The 23374-nt window shown below is 57.9% G+C and carries 15 protein-coding genes; 6 read left to right on the plus strand and 9 right to left on the minus strand.

Features of this window, described 5'->3' with window-relative positions:
* Positions 1–31: 31 nt before the first annotated feature.
* From yjiA to lanM, 3 genes are all read left to right on the plus strand, one after another.
* Positions 32–1003, plus strand: a complete 972-nt coding sequence (yjiA, locus tag ACW9JC_RS18400) for a GTPase (protein ID WP_457456613.1) — start codon at positions 32–34, stop codon at positions 1001–1003.
* A gap of 300 nt (positions 1004–1303) precedes the next feature.
* A complete protein-coding gene (locus ACW9JC_RS18405; RefSeq protein WP_457456615.1) occupies positions 1304–1453 on the plus strand; it encodes a hypothetical protein in 150 nt (49 codons plus the stop codon).
* A gap of 58 nt (positions 1454–1511) precedes the next feature.
* Complete coding sequence (gene lanM, locus ACW9JC_RS18410; protein ID WP_457456617.1) at positions 1512–4652, plus strand: type 2 lanthipeptide synthetase LanM; 3141 nt, start codon at positions 1512–1514, stop codon at positions 4650–4652.
* On the opposite strand, the gene ACW9JC_RS18415 is transcribed toward lanM, so the two are convergent.
* The 6 genes from ACW9JC_RS18415 to ACW9JC_RS18440 all read right to left on the minus strand — a co-directional run bounded on the left by ACW9JC_RS18415 (position 4579) and on the right by ACW9JC_RS18440 (position 13878).
* Positions 4579–5280: a GntR family transcriptional regulator gene (locus ACW9JC_RS18415; protein WP_457456619.1), complete on the minus strand. Its 702-nt coding sequence runs from the start codon at positions 5278–5280 to the stop codon at positions 4579–4581. The two genes, lanM and ACW9JC_RS18415, sit on opposite strands and share 74 nt — an antisense overlap.
* A 24-nt stretch (positions 5281–5304) precedes the next feature.
* A complete protein-coding gene (locus tag ACW9JC_RS18420; protein WP_457456621.1) occupies positions 5305–6009 on the minus strand; it encodes a FadR/GntR family transcriptional regulator in 705 nt (234 codons plus the stop codon).
* Between the two features lie 66 nt (positions 6010–6075).
* Positions 6076–7389 carry a C4-dicarboxylate transporter DctA gene (locus ACW9JC_RS18425; protein WP_457456623.1) on the minus strand — a complete coding sequence of 438 codons (1314 nt, stop codon included), beginning with the start codon at positions 7387–7389 and terminating at the stop codon, positions 6076–6078.
* 347 nt (positions 7390–7736) lie between these two features.
* Positions 7737–8285, minus strand: a complete 549-nt coding sequence (locus ACW9JC_RS18430; RefSeq protein ID WP_457456625.1) for a hypothetical protein — start codon at positions 8283–8285, stop codon at positions 7737–7739.
* 241 nt (positions 8286–8526) lie between these two features.
* Entirely contained in the window at positions 8527–9780 is a 1254-nt protein-coding gene (gene glyA, locus ACW9JC_RS18435; protein WP_457456627.1) for a serine hydroxymethyltransferase, read from the minus strand.
* A gap of 249 nt (positions 9781–10029) precedes the next feature.
* Complete coding sequence (locus tag ACW9JC_RS18440; RefSeq protein ID WP_457456629.1) at positions 10030–13878, minus strand: sensor domain-containing protein; 3849 nt, start codon at positions 13876–13878, stop codon at positions 10030–10032.
* A gap of 288 nt (positions 13879–14166) precedes the next feature.
* On the opposite strand from ACW9JC_RS18440, the gene ettA reads away from it, so the two are divergent.
* Both ettA and gdhA read left to right on the plus strand, forming a co-directional pair.
* Positions 14167–15831 (plus strand): energy-dependent translational throttle protein EttA, encoded by a 1665-nt coding sequence (gene ettA / locus ACW9JC_RS18445; protein ID WP_338583173.1) that lies wholly within the window; start codon positions 14167–14169, stop codon positions 15829–15831.
* 371 nt (positions 15832–16202) lie between these two features.
* A complete protein-coding gene (gene gdhA, locus ACW9JC_RS18450) occupies positions 16203–17540 on the plus strand; it encodes an NADP-specific glutamate dehydrogenase (protein WP_457456631.1) in 1338 nt (445 codons plus the stop codon).
* Here gdhA and ACW9JC_RS18455 read toward each other — a convergent pair.
* The 3 genes from ACW9JC_RS18455 to ACW9JC_RS18465 all read right to left on the minus strand — a co-directional run bounded on the left by ACW9JC_RS18455 (position 17537) and on the right by ACW9JC_RS18465 (position 20571).
* Entirely contained in the window at positions 17537–18031 is a 495-nt protein-coding gene (locus ACW9JC_RS18455) for a GreA/GreB family elongation factor (protein ID WP_457456633.1), read from the minus strand. The genes gdhA and ACW9JC_RS18455 overlap by 4 nt on opposite strands.
* Positions 18032–18105: 74 nt before the next feature.
* The gene (locus tag ACW9JC_RS18460; protein ID WP_457456635.1) at positions 18106–19959 is read right to left on the minus strand and encodes an Lnb N-terminal periplasmic domain-containing protein; all 1854 of its coding nucleotides are present in this window, start codon (positions 19957–19959) and stop codon (positions 18106–18108) included.
* A gap of 123 nt (positions 19960–20082) precedes the next feature.
* The gene (locus ACW9JC_RS18465; RefSeq protein ID WP_192309054.1) at positions 20083–20571 is read right to left on the minus strand and encodes a DUF3015 domain-containing protein; all 489 of its coding nucleotides are present in this window, start codon (positions 20569–20571) and stop codon (positions 20083–20085) included.
* A 276-nt stretch (positions 20572–20847) separates the two neighbouring features.
* Here ACW9JC_RS18465 and ACW9JC_RS18470 point away from each other — a divergent pair, with 276 nt between their 5' ends.
* The gene (locus ACW9JC_RS18470; RefSeq protein WP_338583167.1) at positions 20848–23286 is read left to right on the plus strand and encodes a Lon protease family protein; all 2439 of its coding nucleotides are present in this window, start codon (positions 20848–20850) and stop codon (positions 23284–23286) included.
* Positions 23287–23374: the final 88 nt, after the last annotated feature.

Here is a 23374-nt window from a genome sequence, read left to right on the forward strand (position 1 = left end):
TACAGTTTTTTAGCGTTTGGGAGATTTTGTTTTGCTCACTCCAATACCCGTCACGATCCTCAGCGGCTTCCTCGGCGCCGGCAAAACCACTCTGCTGCGCCACCTGCTCAAAGCCGAGCACGGCCTGAAAATCGCCGTGATCGAAAACGAATTCAGCGACGCCGGCATCGACACCCAACTATTGGGCGACGAACCGGTACAAGTGATGACGCTGTCCAACGGCTGCGTCTGCTGCACCATCCACACCGACCTGACCAAAGCCCTGTACCTGCTGCTCGAACGCCTGGACAGTGGCGATATCGCCTTCGACCGTCTGGTGATTGAATGCACCGGTCTGGCCGATCCGGCACCGGTGGCGCAAACCTTCTTCATCGACGAAGAACTGCGCGAGCGCTACATCCTCGACGGCATCATCACACTGGTGGACGCGGCGCACGCCGAGACTCACCTGACCCAAACCATCGCCCAGGCGCAGATCGGTTTCGCCGACCGCTTGCTGGTGAGCAAGCGCGACTTGGTAGACGAGCCGACCTTCACTGCGCTGAGCGAGCGGCTGACCCGGATCAATCGTCGCGCACCGATTCGCGGGGTCGATCACGGCCAGATTGATCTGGCCGAGCTGCTCGACGTGCGTGGTTTCAATCTCAATGCCGACCTCGGTGGTGGCGTGAGTTTGCGCCCGGTGAGCCAGGCCCCGTCCATTGACCGCATTTCCAGCCTGGTGCTGCGCACCGACAAACCGCTGGATATCGACAAGCTCAGCGAGTTCATGAACGAGCTGCTGGAGGACCACGGCAAGCAACTGCTGCGCTACAAAGGTGTGCTGAGCATCGTTGGCGAACCGCGGCGCATGGTGTTTCAGGGCGTGCTGAAGCTATACGGTTTCGACTGGGATACTGAGTGGGCCGAAGACGAAGCGCGTGAGAGCGTGATCGTATTCATTGCCGATGATTTGCCGGAAGCGAAGATTCGCGAAGGGTTCGCCCGAGTTGCGGCCGTGTGAGATGTTAAAAATTGAGACGCACGGCATTCATCAAATACGTGTGGATGGATGTCGGGCGATAGTTGGAAGGGTGTTGTTACTTTTTAGTAGTGAGCATTTAGTGGGTGCTCGAATCGGTATTTGTGCTTAACGATTGCAGCATGTTTTTATTTGGTTGACTTTGGTTGTTGGTGCTGTAGGGAGTGGCTTAAGTAACGTTACATTAAGTTTGCTTTTCAGGTGCGTCGGTTTCTGTTTTCTGGTGTTAGTTTTGTTAGGTGCCACTTAGGGCGCCTCGCAATTTTATATCTGGAGACATATATGAAAAATCAAGTTATGGACATGTCGGGTGATTTCGCCAGCGAGTTCGAAGCCTACGTCAAGGCAGGTATCAACAAGATGGCTGGCCTTGAAGTGATGGCGACTACTGCAATCACTTGCGAAAGCCTGGGCTGCACGTTCGGCTGCTAAGCCTCTCGTAACATGTGGCGGGTCTCCCTACCCGCCATGCTGGTTAAGGTGGCAAAGCATGCTGGCTGATATTCTGACGTTTCAAGAGCGTGAAGCATCGGGTGCAGGTCGTGACGTCGATGTCGATGTCGATGTCGATGCTCTGTGCAGTACCCTGCATATGTTGCATAAGGATGATCGTGCCGTTACGCGCTATTTCGGGTTGGGTAAATCCGACTTGATTCATTGGTTTGGAAAGCAGTCCAAGCGAGAAAGTAAATACTCGACACTGGAAGAGTTTGAAAGAAAAATTCATCTTATTGGTTCACTGGCTAAGGCTGGTAACAATAGCAGCGCAAGCCGTGAAACCTTTGAAGGTTTTTATGAGGCCTTGCGTGGTTACTTTGAGTGTGTATTTAAAAGTGATGCTAGATATGTAGAGGCTAGCAATCATTTTGATGCCGGATCGTTGCTTTCAAGTCTCAGGCCCTATGTTTTAGCCAGTATCAAGCGTCTGTCCGAAAAGTCACTTGTACATTGTCTCAATACACGAATATCAGAGGGCGTGGAAACTGACCTGGAAAGCTTCGAGCATTACTTGAGTGCCGGCGCAACAGGTCCGATCCTGGAGGCCTATCCGGTACTGGCCGACTTGCTGATTCGACATTTGGAAGGTACATCGGCTTACCTGTACAAAATCATCTTCCATTTTGCTGACGATGTTGATGTGCTGATGCAGGTGTTCGATCTGCCCGACCGTCGAATCGACTCGATCGAACTCGGATTGGGCGATCCTCACGCTGACGGCGAAACGGTTTGCGCCGTCCGGATCGCAGGTACATCGCTGGTCTATAAGCCGAGAAGTAATCGGGAAGCGCAGCTCTATAGTTCGCTTCTGATGCTGTTGCACCAGAAAACCGCGGACGAGTGTTTCTCTGCAAAAACGCCATCAATGGTGAGCAGTGACGATCACTGCTGGATCGAAAAAATCGACAATCTGGCCTGCAAAAACAACGCCGAACTGACCTTGTTCTATCGACGGATGGGGGCGCAGATCGCGCTTGTTCACGCGTTGAACGGCATCGACTTCCACTACGAAAATATCATCGCCTGTGGGAGCAGCCCGGTTTTCATCGACCTTGAGTGCCTGTTGACCGCCTCGATGATCGACTTGCAGGGCGATCTGCCCAGCACCGGTGCGTTGTTCAAAACCCTGAAGTTCAACAGCCAGTCAGTGTTTTCGACGGGTTTTGTTCCCTACTCACCCGATTCTGAAAATGATTTCAGTGGCCTGACGGCTCAGAAACAGTTCACCAGCACGGCAAGGCAGTTGATCCGCGAGCAAGGTTTCTATCATTTGAAGCGGATCAAGATCGACAAAACGCCGCTCATCAAACACCTGCCAATTTTCGAGGGAACGCAATATTCACTGGGGACCTATGAAGACGCGTTTCTTGAGGGTTTTGGATTTGCCTACGATGAGGTCATGAAACATCAGGCGGCGATACTGGAGCTGATTGATCAGCACGCCGCGCAGTTGAAAACACGTGTGTTGATCAAGAATACCCAGCGCTATATCGATTTCATCGAACTGACGCTGCACCCACGTTTCACGCGGTGCATGCTTCAGCGGCAATTGCTGCTGGCGACGTTGTGGTCTGAATCCAACGAATCACTCATCAAAAAAAATGTGGCCAGCCATGAGTTGATCGATCTTGAGCGCGCCAACATCCCCAGTTTCACCATGCCGATCGCTTCGAGCGATCTGTTCAATGCTCATGGTGCTTTTGTCGCCTCAATCGAGATCGACAGTCCCCTGGAGAGTTGCCGGCGAAAATTGAGCTCGCTATCCCCAGGCGACAAAACATTCCAGTTGCTCATCTTGAAGGAGTGTCTGTTTCCTGCGGGCAATGGAGCTTCGCCCATGAATAGACGGCATGTCAGTACCGACATCCCCAACGTGCAGGCGACGCAGTATCTGGCAGGCGCTTTGAAAGTGGCAGACGCCATCGAGCGGTTGAGAATCGATGGCGAAGAAGGGGATGTGGCGTGGACTTTCCTCAACTCCCATCCGACCACCCGGCGCAGTTATCTCTCGCCGATGACCAATAGTCTGTACAGCGGGATGGGCGGTCTAGCGGTTTTTTACATGAGTCTGTACCGAGTCAGTGGCCAGACTGAGCACTTGGTCAGGGCGGATCAAATCGTCGACTCGATGGCCAGATCCCGCGAGCATTTTGACAGTGACATGGCGGTCAGTGCGTATTTCGGTCTGGCGTCGTATCTCTATGTGCTGGTCAATCACCAACAGGTGACGGGCCGGGATATTCACGCAGCGACGATTGATGAGTTGCTACTCAAACTGGAGGATTTTCCACAACAAGGAGACGAATTCGACTTCCTCAACGGTTGGTGCGGGACCGTCACGTTGTTGGTGAACCTCTATCAGCTCCAGCCACGACAACGGCTGATCCCATTGATCGAAAGGTACTCGGCAGCCATTCGGGCGGAACTGGTGAAAGAAGACGGGCGATTTTTGCGCAAGGCCTGCGCAACACCGCTACTCACTGGATTCTCCCATGGGATTTCCGGCGTTCTCCTGGCGCTGGCCAAGGTCTACGAGGTGACAAAAGACGCGTCGTTGATTGCGTTAACGATTGACCTGCTGGAAGACGAAAACCGTCAGAAGGGCCAGGGAGGTTGGCTCGACCTGCGTGAGCCGTCCATTCCCTCGCACATGACCAAGTGGTGTCACGGCGATGCCGGGATTCTGATTTCCAGGCTGCAACTCATGCACGCGCTGAAAGATGTGTTCGATGCCGAGCATCTGGCGATGGTGGAGGGTGATATTCGTTGGTGCGAAAGCAATATCTGGCGCCATGGCCTCGGTTCAGGTTACAGCTTGTGCCACGGAGATTTCGGCAATCTGCTGTGTCTGCTGGCGCTTTATCGCCGCACGGGAAACAACCTGGGTATTGAGCGGAGCCTGCGGGCATTGTCCGGAGTTGCCGAAAGTTTCTTCAACGAAGATTTCATGGGGCAAGACAGTGTGCCTGTGCTCGGGATGATGCTGGGATTGGCGGGTGTCGGTCAGGCACTGCTGTGTGCGGTCAATCCAACAGTGCCTGATGTCCTGGCGTTGACCTTCATGCAGTCGAACCCAGCAACCGTTGCTCAAGATCAGCCAGGTGCTGTGTCACCAGCCGAACCGCTGCGTTGACGTCGGCCCGCTCCACGGCCTCGACAATAGCGGCATGCGCATGCTCGATGTGATCGCAGGCAGTCTGTTGTTCGCATTGGGCGATTGCCAGTGATGTCATGGGAACCAGGCTGCCTAAAAAGTGCGCCAGTGGTGCGTTTCCCGCCATGTCGGCCAGTTGCAGGTGAAACTCACCAGACAGACGGATCGCCGCTCCGTGCTGGCCGCGAGCCTGCTTTTGCCGGTAATTGTCGATCAGGGCATGCAGCGCTTTGACTGCAGCCGGGCGTGGTTGCTGGCAGGCGAGCTGGATGAGCGTGGTTTCAGTGAGACGGCGCGCGTGGAGTATTTGGCGAGTTTGTTCGGGGGCCGGTGCCGCGATTTGTGGACGATGATTCGGGCGCAAAATAACGATCTGCTCATGGGACAGGCGTGTCAGCACCCGGCGTACATGGCTGCGGCTAGCGCTGAACATTTGTCCCAGGCTTTCTTCGGTGAAGCGACTGGACGCAGAAATACGCTGCTCAAGAATTGCATCGAATACCCGTGGATAGAGGTCGTCCACCAGGGACTTGTCGTGACGAGCACGGCAAAAGGGCAGCGCCGCCGGTGTTTCACGACTGTATTGCGCCAAGGCTAAGCTATTCATGGCCTGTCTCCGCTTTGCAAATGTTCAACTGCCGAAATGGTCTTCCGGGATGTTCAACTCGATGCCCATCCGCTGGCCTTCCCGAATAATGTGCCGGCGCATCTCGGCGCTGGCTTGGGCGCTGTTCTTGCTGCGGATTGCCCGAACCACCGCTTCGTTTTCTTCGAGGCGCTCAGCCAGATGTTCCGGGGAGTTGCGCAGCACGTCAGCGCTCTGCTTGAGGGCATTGCTGGTTTGCTGGACCACGCTCTGGAAGATCGGATTCGACGTCAGTGTGAATAACTCTTCGTGGAAGGCGATGTAGGCATTCACGCCGGCTTCACTGTCGTTGGCTTCCAGGGCTTCGCGCATGTCCATCAGGGTCAGGCGCAGTTGCCCGACTTCCTTGCTGCTGATGGATTGCGCCACCAGGCCAACGATGAACGGCTCGAGGGTGTAGCGCAGTTGCAGCACATCTTCCAGGCTTGCCGCGGCCACTGCGCTTTCATGCGCCTGGCTGTCGGCGAGATTGGCTTCGAGCACCACCACGCCTTTGCCCGGCATCGAGCGCACCAGACCGAGGGTTTCCAGCACGATCACCGCTTCACGCAGGCTCGGGCGGCTGATGCCCAGTTGTTCGGCCAGCTCACGTTGCCCCGGCAGCATATCGCCGGAACGCCACTGACCACGGGCCAGCGCGGCCCGAAGTTTTTCCACGACTGAATTTACAACGGTCGACGAGGTAATCACTGTTCGCTCCATGAGCATCCGTAACGTTTGTTGGCCGTGCCTGCCCGAAGCAGGCACGGCGTGTATTCAAAATTCCTGCTGATGCGCCGGTGCCACCGGTTTGCGCGGCTGGAAGGTATAACCGACCTGGCCGGAAAGTACCTTGTTCGCCCGCTGCACATCGATGTCCTTTTCCCAGCGGGCAATGGCCACGGTCGCCACACAGTTGCCGATCAGGTTGGTCAGCGCCCGGCCGATGCCCATGAACCAGTCCACAGCCAGCACCAGCACCAGACCCACCACCGGAATCGCCGGGATCGCGGTCAGCGTCGCGGCCAGAATCACCAGCGCCGAGCCGGGAATACCGTGCGCGCCTTTGGAGGTGATCAACGACACCAAAAGAATCGTCAACAGGTCGGTCATCGCCAGCGGCGTGCCGGTGGCATTGGCAATAAACACGATGGCCAGGGTCAGGTAGATGGAAAAACCGTCGAGGTTGAACGAGTAACCGGTTGGAATCACCAGCCCGACCGTCGAACTGCCGATGCCCAGATGCTCAAGCTTGCGCATGATTTGTGGCAGCACAGCGTCGGACGAAGCAGTGCCCATGACGATCAGCAGTTCTTCACGCAGGTACTTGAGTAACGGCCACATCTTCAAACCGGAGAGGCGCATGACCAAGCCGAGAATCAGCGACACGAAGGCTACGCAGGTCAGGTAAAACAGACCGACCAGGCTGCCCAGGTGTTGCAGCGAGTCCAGGCCATATTTGCTGGTGGTGAAAGCGATCGCACCGAACACACCGATCGGCGCCAGACGCACGATCATGCCCATGATGCGGAAGATCACGTGGCTCAGCTCATTGATCAATCGTGAAATACCCGACGCCGCTTCGCCCACCAGATTCAGCGCGCTGCCGAACAGCACCGAAAACAGCAGGACTTGCAGGATGTTGTTGTCGGCGAAGGCGCCAATGACCGAGGTCGGAATCAGGTCCATCAGGAACTGCGTGGTGGTGTGCATGTGCTGACCACGCTGGGCGATATCGCCCATGTCGGCGACGGAAAGCTGCTCCAGATGAATGTTCGCGCCGCTGCCGATCCCGGTGCTGAAGGCGAACACCAGACCGATCACCAGCGCAATGGTGGTGAGGATTTCAAAGTAGATCACCGATTTGAGGCCGATGCGGCCGACCTTCTTCAGGTCGCCGGCACCGCTGATGCCGCTGACCACGACGCAGAACACAATCAGGCCGATGAGCATTTTGATCAGCTTGATAAAACCGTCACCGAGCGGTTTGAGCTGAGCGGAGTATTCGGGAAGGGTCAGCCCGCAGACGATGCCGAGCACCAGTCCGAGAACCACTTGGAGGAAGATTGAACGCGAGCACCATCTGAGCATGGGAGGAATCCTGGTCGGTGTCCTGGCTGCCGTGCGCAGAGTGCATCAGCTTCAGGACTTAATTATTGTGGTCTTACCGGTATGTCCAGTGCAGGCAAAGTCTAGGCCCTGTTTTCGGAGGATCGCAAGCAAAAATTGCACGATTGGCATGACCGGTCTTACCAGTTGGGTTGGATAGCCCGACCTTGAGCGTTTTGTTGTTTGAAAATTTTTTGGGGGAGCAAAGAAACTGACGGCTCCCTCGGCAAGAACCAAGAGGCGGGTTGCTGGCGATCACCAGCAACCCACCTCCTACAGGTTTACGTCGGTCACCGCTTCCGAAGAGTGAGTTCTAATTCGAATGCACTTCAGAATGCGGTGGAGACGTGACGTTTGATAATCTTTAATTCAAGGAATAATGTCCTGCCGCCGCGATTTTCTTTGTCGGTCAGGATGGGAAAATTAGGTAGTTGACCATAGGTTAGAACCTCCCGGCGTTGCGGTCCCGATCGTAAGCGGATTGTATTCAGTTCGTTTGGCATATCATCAAGCTTCACATATTCGCCCTGATGAATGATGCGAAAGTAAGTAGGGTCATCACCATCAAAAACCGACAGGTTACGCAGTTCGCCTTCCATGCTTGCAGTATTTTTGAAGTTTCCGTCACGATCCTCAATCTTGATTGTGTAGACATCGTCCTGATAAGCGAAGAGGAACGTTTCTGGGGTTACGTCCTCTGCGTAACTCAGAAGAACATCTGCGTACAGGTCGAGTTGCTTCTTCAGGACATCCTTCTCTTTCTCAGAAAAATCAGGGGATTCCAGCATTTTTCGAATGACCTTGCCGGCCAGGGCAACTGGCTTGTTATCGACAAAAAGTTGAGCGGTAAATGATTGGTTTTCATCCGTGGTTTGCATGATATATGTCTCTTCCGTGATGTTGGAATAACACCGATAATTGATTATTAGTGGGCCGGGTTATTCGTTGTTTGTAGGGGTGAGACTATCATTAAAGTTTAAAGGTTGAACTTCTGGTGTGTTGCAAGACTTTAGAGGTATTGTTGTCTGTAAGTAAGTTTCCGTTTTTGGTGCGTGTAACTAACGGGCATAAAAAAACCGGCACAAGTGCCGGTTTTTTAACGACGGTTTAGCGGGCTTATTAAGCGCCGTACACCGGCAGTTTCTTGCAGATGGTCTTGACCTTCTCACGAACGGCGTCGATCACCGCTTCGTTGTTCAGGTCAGCCAGGATGTCGCAGATCCAGCCGGCCAGTTCCTTGCACTCTGCTTCCTTGAAGCCGCGAGTGGTCACAGCCGGGGTGCCGAAGCGCAGGCCGGAGGTGACGAACGGGGAGCGTGGGTCGTTTGGCACGGAGTTCTTGTTCACGGTGATGAACGCTTTGCCCAGAGCGGCGTCGGCGTCTTTACCGGAGATTTCCTGCTTGATCAGCGACAGCAGGAACAGGTGGTTTTCAGTACCCCCGGAAACCACGTCGAAACCGCGTTCGATGAATACGCTGGCCATGGCCTGGGCGTTTTTCACCACTTGTTGCTGGTAAACCTTGAACTCAGGCTGCAGTGCTTCCTTGAAGCAGATCGCCTTGGCAGCGATCACGTGCTCCAGCGGGCCACCCTGGGCGCCCGGGAATACGGCGGAGTTCAGCTTCTTCTCGATGTCGGCGTTGGCGCGAGCCAGGATCAGGCCGCCACGTGGACCGCGCAGGGTCTTGTGGGTGGTGGTGGTCACGACGTCAGCGAATGGAACCGGGTTCGGGTAGACGCCAGCGGCGACCAGACCGGCCACGTGGGCCATGTCGACGAACAGGTAAGCGCCAACCTTGTCGGCGATTTCGCGGAAGCGCGGGAAGTCCAGAATCTGCGAGTAGGCAGAGAAACCGGCCACGATCATTTTCGGCTTGTGTTCAACAGCCAGGCGCTCGACTTCGTCGTAGTCGATCAGGCCGTTGGCGTCGATGCCGTACTGGACGGCGTTGTACAGCTTGCCGGAGGACGAAACGCTGGCACCGTGGGTCAGGTGACCGCCGTGGGCCAGGCTCATGCCCAGGATGGTGTCGCCAGCCGACAGCAGGGCCAGGTAAACGGCGCTGTTGGCTTGCGAACCGGCGTGCGGCTGAACGTTGGCGTAATCGGCGCCGAACAGTTCTTTTGCACGGTCGATGGCCAGTTGTTCGACGATGTCGACGTACTCGCAACCACCGTAGTAGCGCTTGCCCGGGTAGCCTTCGGCGTACTTGTTGGTCAGTACCGAGCCTTGAGCTTCCATCACCGCAGGGCTGGTGTAGTTTTCCGAAGCGATCAGCTCAATGTGCTCTTCCTGGCGCTGAGCTTCTTGCTCCATGGCGGCAAAGAGATCGGCGTCGTACTTGGCAATAGTCAAATCACGGCTGAACATGGCGGTCCTCAAGGATCGGGGGCAGAAAAGGGGGGCATTCTACCCCAACGGGTTTTGGAAGGCATATGAAAGGACATCATGTCGCAGACAAGTGGGCTTCATGACTGACATGCGGTGTCTGTGCTGGCCCCATCGCTGGCAAGCCAGCTCCCACAATGTCCGTGCTTCGCCCCACAAATATTGGTCCACAGCAAGTCACTGTGGGAGCTGGCTTGCCAGCGATGAGGCCAGCTGCCTCGCTGCAATACTTCAGTCAAACATGAACAGCGCATCATCGCTGAACTGCACTTCGAACTTGTCCGCCGGCATCGGCCGCCCGAATAGATACCCCTGAACCTCATCGCAACCGTGTTCCCTGAGGAAATCCAGCTGCTCTTGAGTTTCCACGCCCTCGGCGATCACCGCCAGGTTGAGGCTGTGGGCCATGGCGATGATCGCCCGGGCGATTTGCGCATCCTGTTCACCCGACGGCAAACCATCGACGAAGGTGCGGTCGATTTTCAGCACGTCGATCGGGAACTGCTTGAGGTAGTTGAGCGATGAATAGCCCGTGCCGAAGTCGTCGACCGCAATGCTCAGGCCGAGGTTTTTCAAGCCGTCGAGAATCTGCATCGCCTCGCTGACTTCGCGCATCAGGATACTTTCGGTCAACTCCAGCTCCAGGCACGCCGGTGGCAGGCCGGTTTCCTTGAGAATGGTGGCGATCCGCGTACCGAGCTGGCCGTCGGAGAACTGCCGCGCGGAAATGTTCACCGAGACCTTCGGTACGCGCACCTTGGCTTGATGCCAGGTCTTGAGCTGACGGCAGGCTTCACTGATCACCCAGTCACCGACATCCACCACCAGCCCGAGCTCTTCGAGCACCGGAATGAAATCCCCCGGCGGCACCAGGCCGCGACGCGGGTGGCGCCAGCGCAGCAGCGCTTCGGCGCCGGTCAAACGTTTGCCATCGCCGCTGAATTGCGGCTGGTAATACAGCACGAACTCGTTCTGCTCCAGCGCGTGACGCAAGTCGCTTTCCAGCTCCAGACGCTCCAGGGCGCTGGCGTTCATGTCCGCCTGATAGAACTGGAAGTTGTTCTTGCCGCGCTCCTTGGCGTGGTACATCGCGGTGTCGGCGTTCTTCATCAACTGGCTGAGTTCGTTGCCGTCCTGCGGGCTCAGGGCGATGCCGATACTGGCCGTGACAAAGAACTCGCGGCCTTCGAGCACGAACGGTTTTACCAGGCTGGCGAGAATCTGTTCAGCGACGTGGATCGCCCGGTTCAAGGCGATTTCACGATTGGCTCGCGGTTGCAGGAGCAAGGTGAATTCGTCGCCGCCCATCCGCGCCACGGTGTCGTCATCGTCGACGCAACCGAGCAGGCGCGTGGCCATTTCCTTGAGCATGCGGTCGCCGGCGGCGTGGCCCAGGGAGTCGTTGATCGGCTTGAAGCGGTCGAGGTCGAGGAACATCAGCACCACCCACGACTTCTGCCGTTCGGCCGCTTGCAACGCGGTATGCAGGCGATCCTGGAACAGCGTGCGGTTGGGCAGATGCGTCAAGGCGTCGTAATAGGCGAGACGGTGAATGCGCTGCTCACTGGCCTTGCGCTCGCTGATGTCGCTGAAGAAGCACACGTAACTGGCCAGATCGCCTTCGTCGTCCAGTACGGCAGTGATGCCGACCCACGCCGGGTAATGTTCGCCATTGCGGCGCTTGAGCCAGACTTCGCCTTCCCAGGTGCTGTTCTGGTTCAGTTGCTTGAGCACGTAGCGCAGATGGGCTTCCTGCTGCTCGTCGACAGTCAGCATGTTCGGCAACTGGTCGAGCACCTGCTCCACCGCATAACCGCTGACGCGGCTGAAGGCTTCGTTGGCCTGGACGATGTAGCCGGCCGGGTCGGTGATCAGGATCGCCGACGTCGAGTGTTCGAATACCGTGGCGGCCATGCGCAGATCTTTTTCAGCGCGGCGCTGCTGGCTGATGTCGCGACCAACCCCAAGTACGCCTTCGAATGCGCCGTGCTCGTCCCAGACCAGTACCAGCCGCAGCTCGATCGGAATCTTGCGCCCATCGGCCCGCAAGCAATCGAACAAAAACAACTGGGTCTGCACCTGGTTGCGCAACAGCGCCAGTTGCTCGGGGTGATCCAGCGCTTTGCTGACCCGCTCCATCAGCGTGTAGATACCGGCCAGCTGCTGGGGGTTGGCAATGGTCGATTGCCAGCCGTTCTGGAAAATCCATTCGGCGTCGTAACCCAGCACGGCTTGCACAGACGGGCTGACGTAATTGAGCGTCATGCGGTTGTCGGTGGAAAAAATCACATCGCTGATGCTTTCGGCGAGCATCCGGTAGCGCTGCTCGCTGTCGCGCAGGGACTCACTGGCTTCGATCTGCTCGGTAACGTCCTTGGCCACGCCGATGATGCGAGTCACCTGATCGTTCTTGTCCCGCGCCAGTGCCTGTTCGCGAATATCGAAACGGCGCCATTCACCGTCGCGGTGACGGAAGCGCAACTGGCATTGCATCAATTGGCTGTAACCACCTTGCCGCTGGCTCTGGCGCGAGCGGTGGTAGTAGTCGGCATCGTCGGGATGCAGCAGGATTTCCCAGAAATACTCGCCCATCTGGTGCAGCTCGGTGCGGCTGTAACCGAGTGTCTGGCCCAGATGGTGGTTGCTGAAGATCATGCGCTGGCTGATCACGTCCTGCACGTACAGGTGATCGGGCACGGTGCGCACCACATCGGACCAGAATCCTTCACGCTCTTGCAGCGACAACTCGATGAGCTTGCGGCTGGTGATGTCGGTGATGCTCAGGATCACCGCTTTATAGTCTTCAGGGCTTTCCGGCAGACGCAGCACCAGCCACAGGTGCTGGTCATCGCCGGCGGCGTCCTGGAGCCGGATTTCCAGTTCAAGCTTTTTCTGCTGGTTGAGCAGCGCTTCCAGCACTTGGTTGCCGATAGCGCTGCCGTCCAGCGGGTTGCCGTCGATCAGCAGTTTCCAGGCTTGATCGGAGGTGTTGACGTTGAGCAGTTGCAACGCGACCTGGTTGACCTCGGTAATGCGCAGCGCTTGCAACAACTGTTGGCGCTGCTCCGGGACGGCCAGCCACGTTTGCAGTTGATTGTTGCTCTGCATCTGGCCCTTGCCGAATACATTCTTGAGGCCGGACATGTCGAGCACGCACAGCGCAACGCCGGTGCCTTCGAAAATCTCCTGATAGCGCCGACGACCTTCATGCAACTGGCGCTGACGCCGGCGCATGTTCAGCAAGACGATAAACGGCAACATGGAAAAGGCCAGGCCCAGCAGGCATTTGCCGATGAAGGCCGGCAGCAGTTCTTCGAGTACACGCTGGCGATCGAACAGCCCGCGCAGTTGCCAGTCGCTGCCGCTCAGCGGAACGGTCAGTACGCTGTTGCTCAGGTCATCCTGGGTCAGCGTGCCGGGGTTGACCAATGGCAGCGCTTCATCGCGGCTGATGATCTGGTGGTTGAAGCGGTTTTCCACCAGCCACTGTGGACGGCCGTCGGCTTCGTTCAGTTTGGTCAGGGAAGAGAAAAATGTCGGTTTGAAACGCAAGGCCCAATAGCCACGGGTGCTGCCGCTGGCTTGATGCAATAACAGGTGCACCATCGAGCCATCGATGGCGTTGCTGAAATAGTGAGGCTGGGCACGGCTGCGCCGGACCAGTTCGCTCAGGTAGTCGGCGTCTTCGCTGTTCGCCGCGCTGTCCGTGATGATGGTGCCGGAAGGGCTGAGCAGGGCCAGACTGGTCAGGTCAGGCAAGGATTTTTGCAGCTTGCGCAGCAGCTCCTGCTGTTCGTCGGTACTTTGCGGCTGTTCGACGATCGGTAGTAGGTTCATGGCGATCTGCGCGTTGAGCGCCATGTTCAGACTGACTTGCGCGGCCAGGTCGGCGGTGTAGTCGATGGTGTACTGACGCTGGCTTTTCTGGGTTTCGCGTAGCTGATCCAGCAGTTGCCAGAACAGCAGTGCGAGCAGCATCAGCACCAGGGTCGCCAGCGCACCTTTGAGGGTTCCGCGCAGGGGCGAACCGGACGCCGCTGTCGGTGCACGGGTGGTCAAGGGCGAAGGGACATTGGACAAGCTGTAATCCTGCGGTTTGGCTGGACTGGCGCGACGTGCACTATAAGCCGGACGCCCGAAGGGCGGCTAGCATGCCTTGAGTTGTGGCAAAGTGCCAGCCCCGCTCGGCTGGACGGCCTTCTGTCATTAAGGTAGCTTTGCCGGTTACGCGGGAGCGTTCCAGCTCCTAAACTCAGACTTTTTTCAGCGCGCACGCTTTGGTCTCCAACTAAGCGGTCAACGCGCATGGTCTGGCCCGGGCTTCGCCTGCGCTCTATTCATTCATCAGTCACTGACCCAAGGTTCTCCATGGCTCAATACGTATTCACCATGCATCGGCTGGGCAAAGTTGTTCCGCCGAAGCGGGAAATCCTGAAAAACATCTCCTTGTCGTTCTTCCCAGGCGCCAAGATCGGCGTGCTCGGCCTCAACGGTTCGGGTAAATCCACGCTGCTGAAAATCATGGCCGGCGTCGACACCGAGTTCGAAGGCGAAGCGCGTCCGATGCCGGAGCTGAACATCGGTTATCTGCCGCAAGAGCCACAACTTGACCCGACCAAGACCGTGCGTGAAGTGGTCGAGGAAGCGGTCAGCGTCATCAAGAACGCCCAGGCGCGCTTGGACGAGGTCTACGCGGCTTACGCTGAAGAAGACGCTGACTTCGACAAACTGGCTGCCGAACAGGCCAAGCTCGAAGCGATCCTGCAAGCCAGCGACGGTCACAACCTCGATCGCCAACTGGAAGTCGCCGCCGATGCGCTGCGTCTGCCAGCCTGGGATGCCAAGATCGAAGTCCTGTCCGGTGGTGAAAAGCGCCGTGTGGCCCTGTGCCGTCTGCTGCTGTCCGCACCGGACATGCTGCTGCTCGATGAACCGACCAACCACTTGGACGCCGATTCCGTCGCCTGGCTGGAGCACTTCCTGCACGACTTCCCGGGTACAGTGGTAGCGATCACGCACGACCGTTACTTCCTGGACAACGTTGCTGGCTGGATTCTGGAACTCGACCGCGGCGCGGGCATTCCTTACGAGGGCAACTATTCGGGTTGGCTGGAAGCCAAGTCCGATCGTCTGGCTGCCGAATCCAAGCAGCAGTCGGCCCACGAAAAAGCCATGAAGGAAGAACTGGAGTGGGTGCGCAAAGGCGCCAAGGCCCGCCAGTCGAAATCCAAGGCTCGTCTGCAACGCTTCGAAGAAATGCAATCGCAGGAATTCCAGAAGCGCAGCGAAACCAATGAGATCTACATCCCGGCCGGTCCACGCCTGGGCGACAAGGTCATCGAATTCAAGAACGTCACCAAGGGCTACGGCGATCGCGTGCTGATCGACAACCTGTCGTTCTCCATGCCGAAAGGCGCCATCGTTGGCGTGATCGGCGGTAACGGTGCCGGTAAGTCGACCCTGTTCCGCATGCTGATGGGCAAGGAAACGCCGGATTCGGGCAGCATCGAAGTCGGTGAAACCGTGCAACTGGCCTGCGTCGACCAGAGCCGCGAAGACCTGGACGGCAGCAAGACCGTGTTCCAGCAGATCTCCGACGGTTCCGACCAGATCCGCATCGGCAACTACGAGATCCCGTCGCGTACCTACGTCGGTCGCTTCAACTTCAAGGGCGGCGACCAGCAGAAGTTCGTCAAGGACCTGTCCGGTGGTGAGCGCGGTCGCTTGCACCTGGCCCTGACCCTGAAAGAGGGCGGCAACGTCCTGCTGCTCGACGAACCGTCCAACGACCTCGACGTTGAAACCCTGCGTTCCCTGGAAGAAGCCCTGCTGGACTTCCCGGGCGCCGCCATTGTGATCTCTCACGATCGGTGGTTCCTGGACCGCGTCGCGACGCACATCCTGGCGTACGAAGACGACTCGCAAGCGGTGTTCTTCGAAGGCAACTACACCGAATACGAAGCCGATCGCAAAAAGCGTCTCGGCGAAGCAGCTGCCCAGCCGCATCGTGTACGACACAAAAAACTGGCCTGATTTCGGGTTGGTTGCATAAAGAGCGGAGCCTTCGGGCTCCGTTTTTTTTGGCCGGTTTTTCAGGGATACCGAGGAGAATTCATCGCTGGCAGGCCAGCTCCCACAAAGTATTGTGCAGGCAATAAATCCCGTTCCACCGCCAACCCCTGTGGGAGCCAGCCTGCTGGCGATGATGGTGTAACTGTTGGTGCATGACTTGGAGATTAGCTCCCTATTCAGGTGCAAAACCGACCAAAAACCGGGTCTTATTTATATCCTGTGCACCATTTAATTTCACAAATGCGACATTTTGCTCTGTTCTTGTGCGCGATCCGTTTGTTAAAGTCCGGCCCAATCTCTCCCAACGACAATAAATTTGCCGAGACTTTTCCATGATCGAATCCGTCGAATCCTTCCTTGCCCGCCTGAAAAAACGCGACCCGGATCAACCCGAATTTCACCAGGCCGTCGAAGAGGTTCTGCGCAGCCTGTGGCCGTTTCTTGAAGCCAATCCGCACTACCTGACTTCGGGCATTCTGGAGCGCATCTGCGAGCCGGAGCGGGCGGTCGTGTTTCGGGTTTCCTGGGTCGACGATCACGGCAAGGTGCAGGTCAATCGCGGTTTCCGCATCCAGATGAACAGCGCTATCGGCCCGTACAAGGGCGGGTTGCGATTCCATCCTTCGGTGAACCTCGGCGTGTTGAAATTCCTCGCGTTCGAGCAGACTTTCAAGAACTCGCTGACTTCGTTGCCAATGGGCGGCGGCAAGGGCGGTTCGGACTTCGATCCGAAAGGTAAAAGCGATGCGGAAGTCATGCGCTTCTGCCAGGCCTTCATGAGTGAGTTGTACCGTCACATCGGCGCCGACGTTGATGTGCCGGCCGGTGACATCGGTGTCGGTGCGCGCGAAATCGGTTTCCTGTTCGGTCAATACAAACGCCTGAGCAACCAGTTCACCAGCGTGTTGACGGGCAAAGGCCCGAGCTACGGCGGTAGCCTGATTCGCCCGGAGGCCACCGGTTTCGGCTGCGTGTACTTCGCTGAAGAAATGCTCAAGCGTCGTGGCATGACGGTCGAGGGCAAGCGCGTAGCGATCTCCGGTTCCGGCAACGTCGCGCAATACGCCGCGCGCAAGGTCATGGACCTGGGCGGCAAAGTGATTTCGCTGTCGGACTCCGAAGGCACGTTGTACTGCGAAAGCGGTTTGACCGAAGAGCAATGGCAAGCGGTGCTGGAATTGAAGAACGTACAGCGCGGGCGCATCAGTGAACTGGCCGGGCGTTTCGGCCTGGAGTTCCGCGCAGGTCAACATCCGTGGGGACTGAGCTGCGATATCGCGCTGCCATGCGCCACGCAAAACGAACTGGATGTCGATGCTGCGCGCACTTTGCTGCGCAACGGCTGCATCTGCGTGGCGGAAGGCGCGAACATGCCGACCACGCTGGAAGCCGTGGACCTGTTCATCGAAGCGGGCATTTTGTTCGCACCGGGCAAGGCGTCCAACGCCGGTGGCGTTGCCGTGAGCGGGCTGGAGATGTCGCAGAATGCCATGCGCTTGCTGTGGACCGGTGGTGAAGTGGACAGCAAGCTGCACGCGATCATGCAGTCGATCCACCACGCCTGTGTGCATTATGGTGAGGAGAACGGTCAGGTCAATTACGTCAAAGGCGCGAACATCGCCGGCTTCGTCAAAGTCGCCGATGCGATGCTGGCCCAAGGTGTGGTTTAAGCGGGTTCGATGCGGATGATCTCGATCAGCTGATCGCCGGCCGGGCGTTGCCACAGCACTTCATCATTGAGTTGTGCGCCGAGCAACGCCCGGCCAAGAGGCGAGCCCCAATTGATCAGGTCATGGGCTGCATCGGCCTGATCTTCACCTACCAGTTGCACGCGGTGTTCGCTGTCGTGTTCATCGGCATAAGTCACCCAGCTACCGATCTGCACTTTGTCGGTAGACGTCGCAACCGGCACCACTTGCGCGCTGCCCAGCCGCTGTTTGAAGTAGCGCAGATCCCGTTCGAGATCGGCCAGGCGTTGTTTGTCCGCCTGTTCGCCCTTGGCTGTTTGTTCGGCATGCAGGGCTTGCAGTTCAGCCATCTTTTCCTGCAACAGGCTCAGGCCTTGCGGGGTGACGTAGTTGGGTTGCGCACTGACCTGCCGTTCGACCGGCTGATCGGCTTGCGCGGCAGCGTTATCTTCGTTGACGAATGCCCGGCTCATGATTTCTCCCGTTATAGGAATTGGGCCATGGTTGCAGGCATTTGGTTTCGTTGAATGTCTGAAAGCGATTCGAATCAGTAGTGATACCACTTCACCTCAAGCATCACTTCATTCTCGGGCGTTGCCAAATGGCTGAACTCGCGCTGGGCGCTCAGGCGCAAGCCCAGGTTGCGCGACAGCTCCCATTGCTGATTCAAACTGATGGACCGGCGCACTTCGCCATTGGTGAAAAAATCACCTTTGGTTTCGAGGCTCAAGTTCCCCAGCGGGTTTTTCCACAGCAACCCCGTGTTGAAACCCGCCGCCGGGGAAATGAATTCGGCGAAGTCATTGTTGTGCTCCACACGCACAGTGCCCAAGGCAAAACCGAGCATGTCGTCGGCCAGTTGCCAGGTTCCACCGCCGCCGCCGTTGACGTGGCTGACCAGGGTTTCATCGTCATGCTTGCCCGGCACTCGCTCCAGGCCACCGGTGACCTGCCAGGACAGCGGTTGCAGCAACTCATTGCGCGGGGTCAGGGAGCGAATGGTCGCCAGGTCCAGTTGCTGCACCTGCCAGTCATTGCCTTCGTACTGGCGCAGCTTCAGTTGCAGGATTTCGATCTGCGCGCCGAGGGGGAAACTTTCCGAGTTGTCGTTGAGGTCGTGATAGGCCATGCGCAGGCCGTATTCACCGAACGCTCGGTCACCACGGGTGCCGACACCGACCTGCCACGTGCGGGATTCGTGGCCATCTTCGGGCAGGCCTGGTTGCGGGATATCCAGTTCCGGTGCCGGGTTCTGGTTGATCGCCCGCAGCAGTTCGAAGCTGCGTTGCGCTCGCGCCGGATCGCGTTCCTGACCGTTGGCGCGGTAGCGCTCCAGGCGATAGGCCGCATCGATGATCAGCGCCTGACGGTCGCGAGGCAGCGCCTTGAATTCCGGCGTTTGCAATTGCTTCTGGTCAGTACTGACTTTCAACACCCATTGCTGCTCTTCGGGATTTAACGGCTCGGCGCGGCTCAGCAACTCCCGCTCACGGGAAGGGCGGTACTGGATCGATTCCACCAGCCCGGCCTCTTTCACGGCTTTGACGGTATCGGTCGGGATGGCGGTCAGCGGGAATTGTTCGGTCAGGCGCAGGCTCGGGCGGGCCACTTGCAGCAGTTCCAGCAGACGATAGGAGCAGTTTTCGTCGAAGAAGAAGTAATCGAACTTGATCTGCTTCAACTCCCAGACGTGCTCGACCATGCGCGCGGTTTCTGCTTGTGTCAGGTTCAGCCGGTACTCCCACAGGTCGCGGTTTTCCAGGCTGCGGTATTCCGAAAGCTTTTCCTGGTACGGCACCAGCGCGAACAGCCCCGGATAACCGCCCATCAAGCCTTTCCAGGCGTAAAGGATGCTGTTGTCGGAGCCTTCGATGTAGGCGCCAAAATTGATCGCGTAACTGAGCAGCGAGGTCTTGTCGCTCTGCACATCAGCTTGGTCGATGCGCAAAAGGGTGTGGCCGAACATCGACGATGGACTGTTCAAATAGGCCGCCGGGAAGATCATCACCGCGCTGTGGGGCGAGACGTCCTTGAACCACTGCTTGAACTCGGCGCAGTCCAGTGTCGGCAAATCGGTCAGATTTAATTGTGACTTGAGCCAACGCGTGCGGGCGGGATAAACGCATTGGGCGTGCTGCTCACCGGCACTCGCCGGCGCGTACAAGGCCTGCACGGTAGCGGCCAGTTCATGATCGGGATGTTCGTTGCCATCAGCGGCGAGGAAGAATTTCGGGTCGCTGACATAGCTGCGCCAGCCGCCGAGCTTGGCGGTTTCGTAATGGCCCAGGGAGATCCAGAAAGGGTCGTTGGCCAGTTGCTGCAAACGTTGAGGGTCGATGTGAGGCTCGGCGGACAGCGGGGCGCAGACACAGAGCGCCAGCCAGGCAAGGCGTTTGAGCATAGTGGCAACTTAAACAGGAAAAAAATTAAAGACCCGGCGCGGTTAATGCCTGATTGGCATTACCCAACGAGGGAAGGTCCAAAAAACAAAACCCGCTTCCCGAAAGAAGCGGGCGGGTCGAGCTTATGCCTGAGTGGCGTACTTGGCCAGACGAGGATCGTTCTTCAGAACGGCCAGGGTGTTGGTATGCACATCTTCGGCAGTCACGTCAGCCTTGCTGAAGATCTGCTGGAAGTGCTCGTGAGTGACGGCGGCGAAGTGCGCACGGTCTTCCGGCGCCACGCCCAGTACCACGGCATAGGTAGTCAGCGCTTCGCCGTTACCTTTGGCCATGTCTTCGGACAGCTCGTTCATCATGCCATTCATGGCAAACCAGGATTTGCCGCCATAGGTCAGCGACGCGTTGGTCGAGCAACCGTTGGTACCGGAGGTCATACCGAAAGTTGCGTTGCCGGAAGTGCCGTTGGTGGTGGATGCCAGGAAGTGAGCCGGGGTGCCACGCTGACCTTCGAACAGCATGTTGCCCCAACCGCAATCCGGGCCGCCTGGCGCCTGAGCCATGGCGTTGATGGATACAGCGGTGAAGAGAGTACCGAGAAGAATCCGTTTCATAGCTTTGTTCTCTTTATGTGCGTACCAATGGACAAGGGATCTGGCCCGTTCCGGTGCCAGTGGGCCGGTTATTAGTCCAGCCGCGCAGTTTGGAGTTTAGGCACGATCGCGCGGTTCCGTGATTTTTTGCAAAACATTTGCTGGAAACAGTGATTTGGCGCACGCCCGCAACGGCGGCATGACTTGTCTATGCTTTGGCCTGAGGCGCTCCTTGCCAGTCAGGTACAGGCAGCGCCAGAATGCCGCTATCTGCCCCGCCTGATCTAAGGAAGCCCGATGCCTGATCCTGTTGCTGCCAGCTTGCGTCTAGCGCCCGAAGCGCTGACCCGTCCGTTTTCCGCTGAACAGTTCAGCTTCTCTACCACCAATGATCTGGAGCCCTTTCGCGGTGTGCTTGGCCAGGAACGTGCTGTCGAAGCCTTGCAGTTCGGTGTGGCCATGCCACGCCCCGGTTACAACGTGTTCGTCATGGGTGAGCCCGGCACCGGCCGGTTTTCGTTCGTCAAGCGCTACCTGAAAGCCGAAGGAAAACGCCTGCAGACCCCGGCGGACTGGGTCTACGTCAATAATTTCGATGAGCCGCGCGAACCCCGCGCACTGGAGCTGCCGTCGGGTACCGCCGGTAATTTCATTGGTGATATCAACGGTTTGATCGACAACCTGCTGGCAACTTTCCCGGCCGTTTTCGAGCACCCGTCCTACCAGCAGAAAAAGAGCGCCATCGACCGCGCCTTCAATCAGCGCTACGACAAGGCTCTGGATATCATCGAGCGTCTGGCCCTGGAAAAGGACGTCGCTCTCTACCGCGACAGCAGCAACATCGCGTTCACCCCGATGCTTGAAGGCAAGGCTCTCGACGAAGCGGAATTCGCCCAGTTGCCGGAAGCCGAGCGCGAGCGTTTCCATGAGGACATCTCGTCCCTCGAAGAGCGCTTGAACGAGGAGCTCGCCAGCCTGCCGCAATGGAAGCGCGAGTCGAGCAATCAACTGCGCCACCTCAACGAAGAAACCATCACCCTGGCCTTGCAGCCGTTACTGTCGCCGTTGTCGGAGAAGTACGCCGAGAACGCGGCGGTGTGCGGTTACCTGCAAGCGATGCAGGTGTACCTGCTCAAGACCGTGGTCGAGCAACTGGTGGACGACAGCAAGACCGACGCCGTCGCCCGCAAACTGCTGGAAGAGCAATACGCGCCGAGCCTGGTGGTCGGTCATTCGGCCAGCGGCGGTGCGCCGGTGGTGTTCGAACCGCACCCGACCTACGAAAACCTGTTCGGCCGTATCGAATACAGCACCGATCAGGGCGCGTTGTACACGACGTATCGGCAATTGCGACCGGGTGCGCTGCATCGCGCCAACGGTGGCTTCCTGATCCTCGAAGCGGAAAAAATGCTCAGCGAGCCGTTCGTGTGGGACGCGCTGAAACGCGCTCTGCAATCGCGCAAGCTGAAGATGGAATCGCCGCTCGGTGAAATGGGCCGGTTCGCCACCGTCACGCTGAACCCGCAGCACATTCCGCTGCAGGTCAAAGTCGTGATCATCGGCGCCCGTCAGCTGTATTACACGCTGCAAGACCTCGATCCGGACTTCCAGGAGATGTTCCGCGTCCTGGTGGATTTCGACGAAGACATCCCGATGGTCGACGAGAGCCTGGAGCAGTTCGCCCAGTTGCTCAAAACCCGTACGTCCGAAGAAGGCATGGCGCCGTTGACCGCCGATGCGGTGGCGCGTCTGGCAACGTACAGCGCGCGTCTGGCCGAGCATCAGGGGCGGTTGTCGGCGCGCATTGGCGATCTGTTCCAACTGGTCAGCGAGGCGGATTTCATTCGCCATCTGGCGGGTGACGAGATGACCGACGCCGGGCACATCGAACGTGCGCTGAAGGCCAAGGCCACCCGTACCGGACGTGTGTCGGCGCGGATTCTCGATGACATGCTGGCGGGGATCATCCTGATCGACACCGATGGCGCGGCGGTCGGCAAGTGCAACGGCTTGACGGTGCTGGAAGTCGGCGATTCGGCCTTCGGTGTACCGGCGCGGATTTCCGCCACGGTGTACCCGGGCGGCAGCGGCATCGTCGACATCGAGCGTGAGGTCAACCTCGGCCAGCCGATCCACTCCAAAGGCGTGATGATCCTCACCGGGTATCTGGGCAGCCGTTACGCCCAGGAATTCCCGTTGGCGATTTCCGCGAGTATCGCCCTGGAGCAGTCCTACGGTTATGTGGATGGCGACAGCGCCTCTCTGGGCGAGGCGTGTACGCTGATTTCGGCCTTGTCGAAAACCCCGCTCAAGCAGTGCTTTGCGATTACCGGTTCGATCAACCAGTTCGGTGAAGTTCAGGCAGTGGGCGGGGTCAACGAGAAGATCGAAGGCTTCTTCCGCCTCTGTGAAGCGCGCGGGCTGACCGGCGAGCAGGGCGCGATCATTCCGCAGGCCAACGTCGCTACGTTGATGCTCGACGAGAAAGTGCTGACGGCGGTGCGTGCCGGGCAGTTCCATGTCTACGCGGTACGCCAAGCTGATGAGGCCTTGAGTCTGCTGGTCGGCGAGCCGGCGGGCGAGCCGGATGAGAACGGCGAATTCCCTGAAGGCAGCGTCAACGCACGGGTGGTGGAGCGCTTGCGGGTCATTGCGGAAATGATCAGTGAGGAAGATCTGAAAGAGGCTGAGAAGGAGATGGCGGTCGAGGCGCTGGTCGAGGCCAAGCCTGCTTGAGGCATAACCTGTAGGAGCCGAGCTTGCTCGCGATGACGGACGGACATTAAGGGCTTGTGGTGACTGAATGTCCGCTATCGCGAGCAAG

This window comes from Pseudomonas sp. SDO5591_S426 (assembly GCF_054070755.1).

Bases quoted from the DNA above. Each gene is read 5' to 3' on its own strand.
- ACW9JC_RS18405 (WP_457456615.1), top strand. From the start codon at position 1,304: ATGAAAAATCAAGTTATGGACATGTCGGGTGATTTCGCCAGCGAGTTC.
- lanM (WP_457456617.1), top strand. From the start codon at position 1,512: ATGCTGGCTGATATTCTGACGTTTCAAGAGCGTGAAGCATCGGGTGCA.
- ACW9JC_RS18415 (WP_457456619.1), bottom strand. From the start codon at position 5,280: ATGAATAGCTTAGCCTTGGCGCAATACAGTCGTGAAACACCGGCGGCG.
- ACW9JC_RS18425 (WP_457456623.1), bottom strand. From the start codon at position 7,389: ATGCTCAGATGGTGCTCGCGTTCAATCTTCCTCCAAGTGGTTCTCGGA.
- ACW9JC_RS18430 (WP_457456625.1), bottom strand. From the start codon at position 8,285: ATGCAAACCACGGATGAAAACCAATCATTTACCGCTCAACTTTTTGTC.
- glyA (WP_457456627.1), bottom strand. From the start codon at position 9,780: ATGTTCAGCCGTGATTTGACTATTGCCAAGTACGACGCCGATCTCTTT.
- ettA (WP_338583173.1), top strand. From the start codon at position 14,167: ATGGCTCAATACGTATTCACCATGCATCGGCTGGGCAAAGTTGTTCCG.
- gdhA (WP_457456631.1), top strand. From the start codon at position 16,203: ATGATCGAATCCGTCGAATCCTTCCTTGCCCGCCTGAAAAAACGCGAC.
- ACW9JC_RS18455 (WP_457456633.1), bottom strand. From the start codon at position 18,031: ATGAGCCGGGCATTCGTCAACGAAGATAACGCTGCCGCGCAAGCCGAT.
- ACW9JC_RS18460 (WP_457456635.1), bottom strand. From the start codon at position 19,959: ATGCTCAAACGCCTTGCCTGGCTGGCGCTCTGTGTCTGCGCCCCGCTG.
- ACW9JC_RS18465 (WP_192309054.1), bottom strand. From the start codon at position 20,571: ATGAAACGGATTCTTCTCGGTACTCTCTTCACCGCTGTATCCATCAAC.
- ACW9JC_RS18470 (WP_338583167.1), top strand. From the start codon at position 20,848: ATGCCTGATCCTGTTGCTGCCAGCTTGCGTCTAGCGCCCGAAGCGCTG.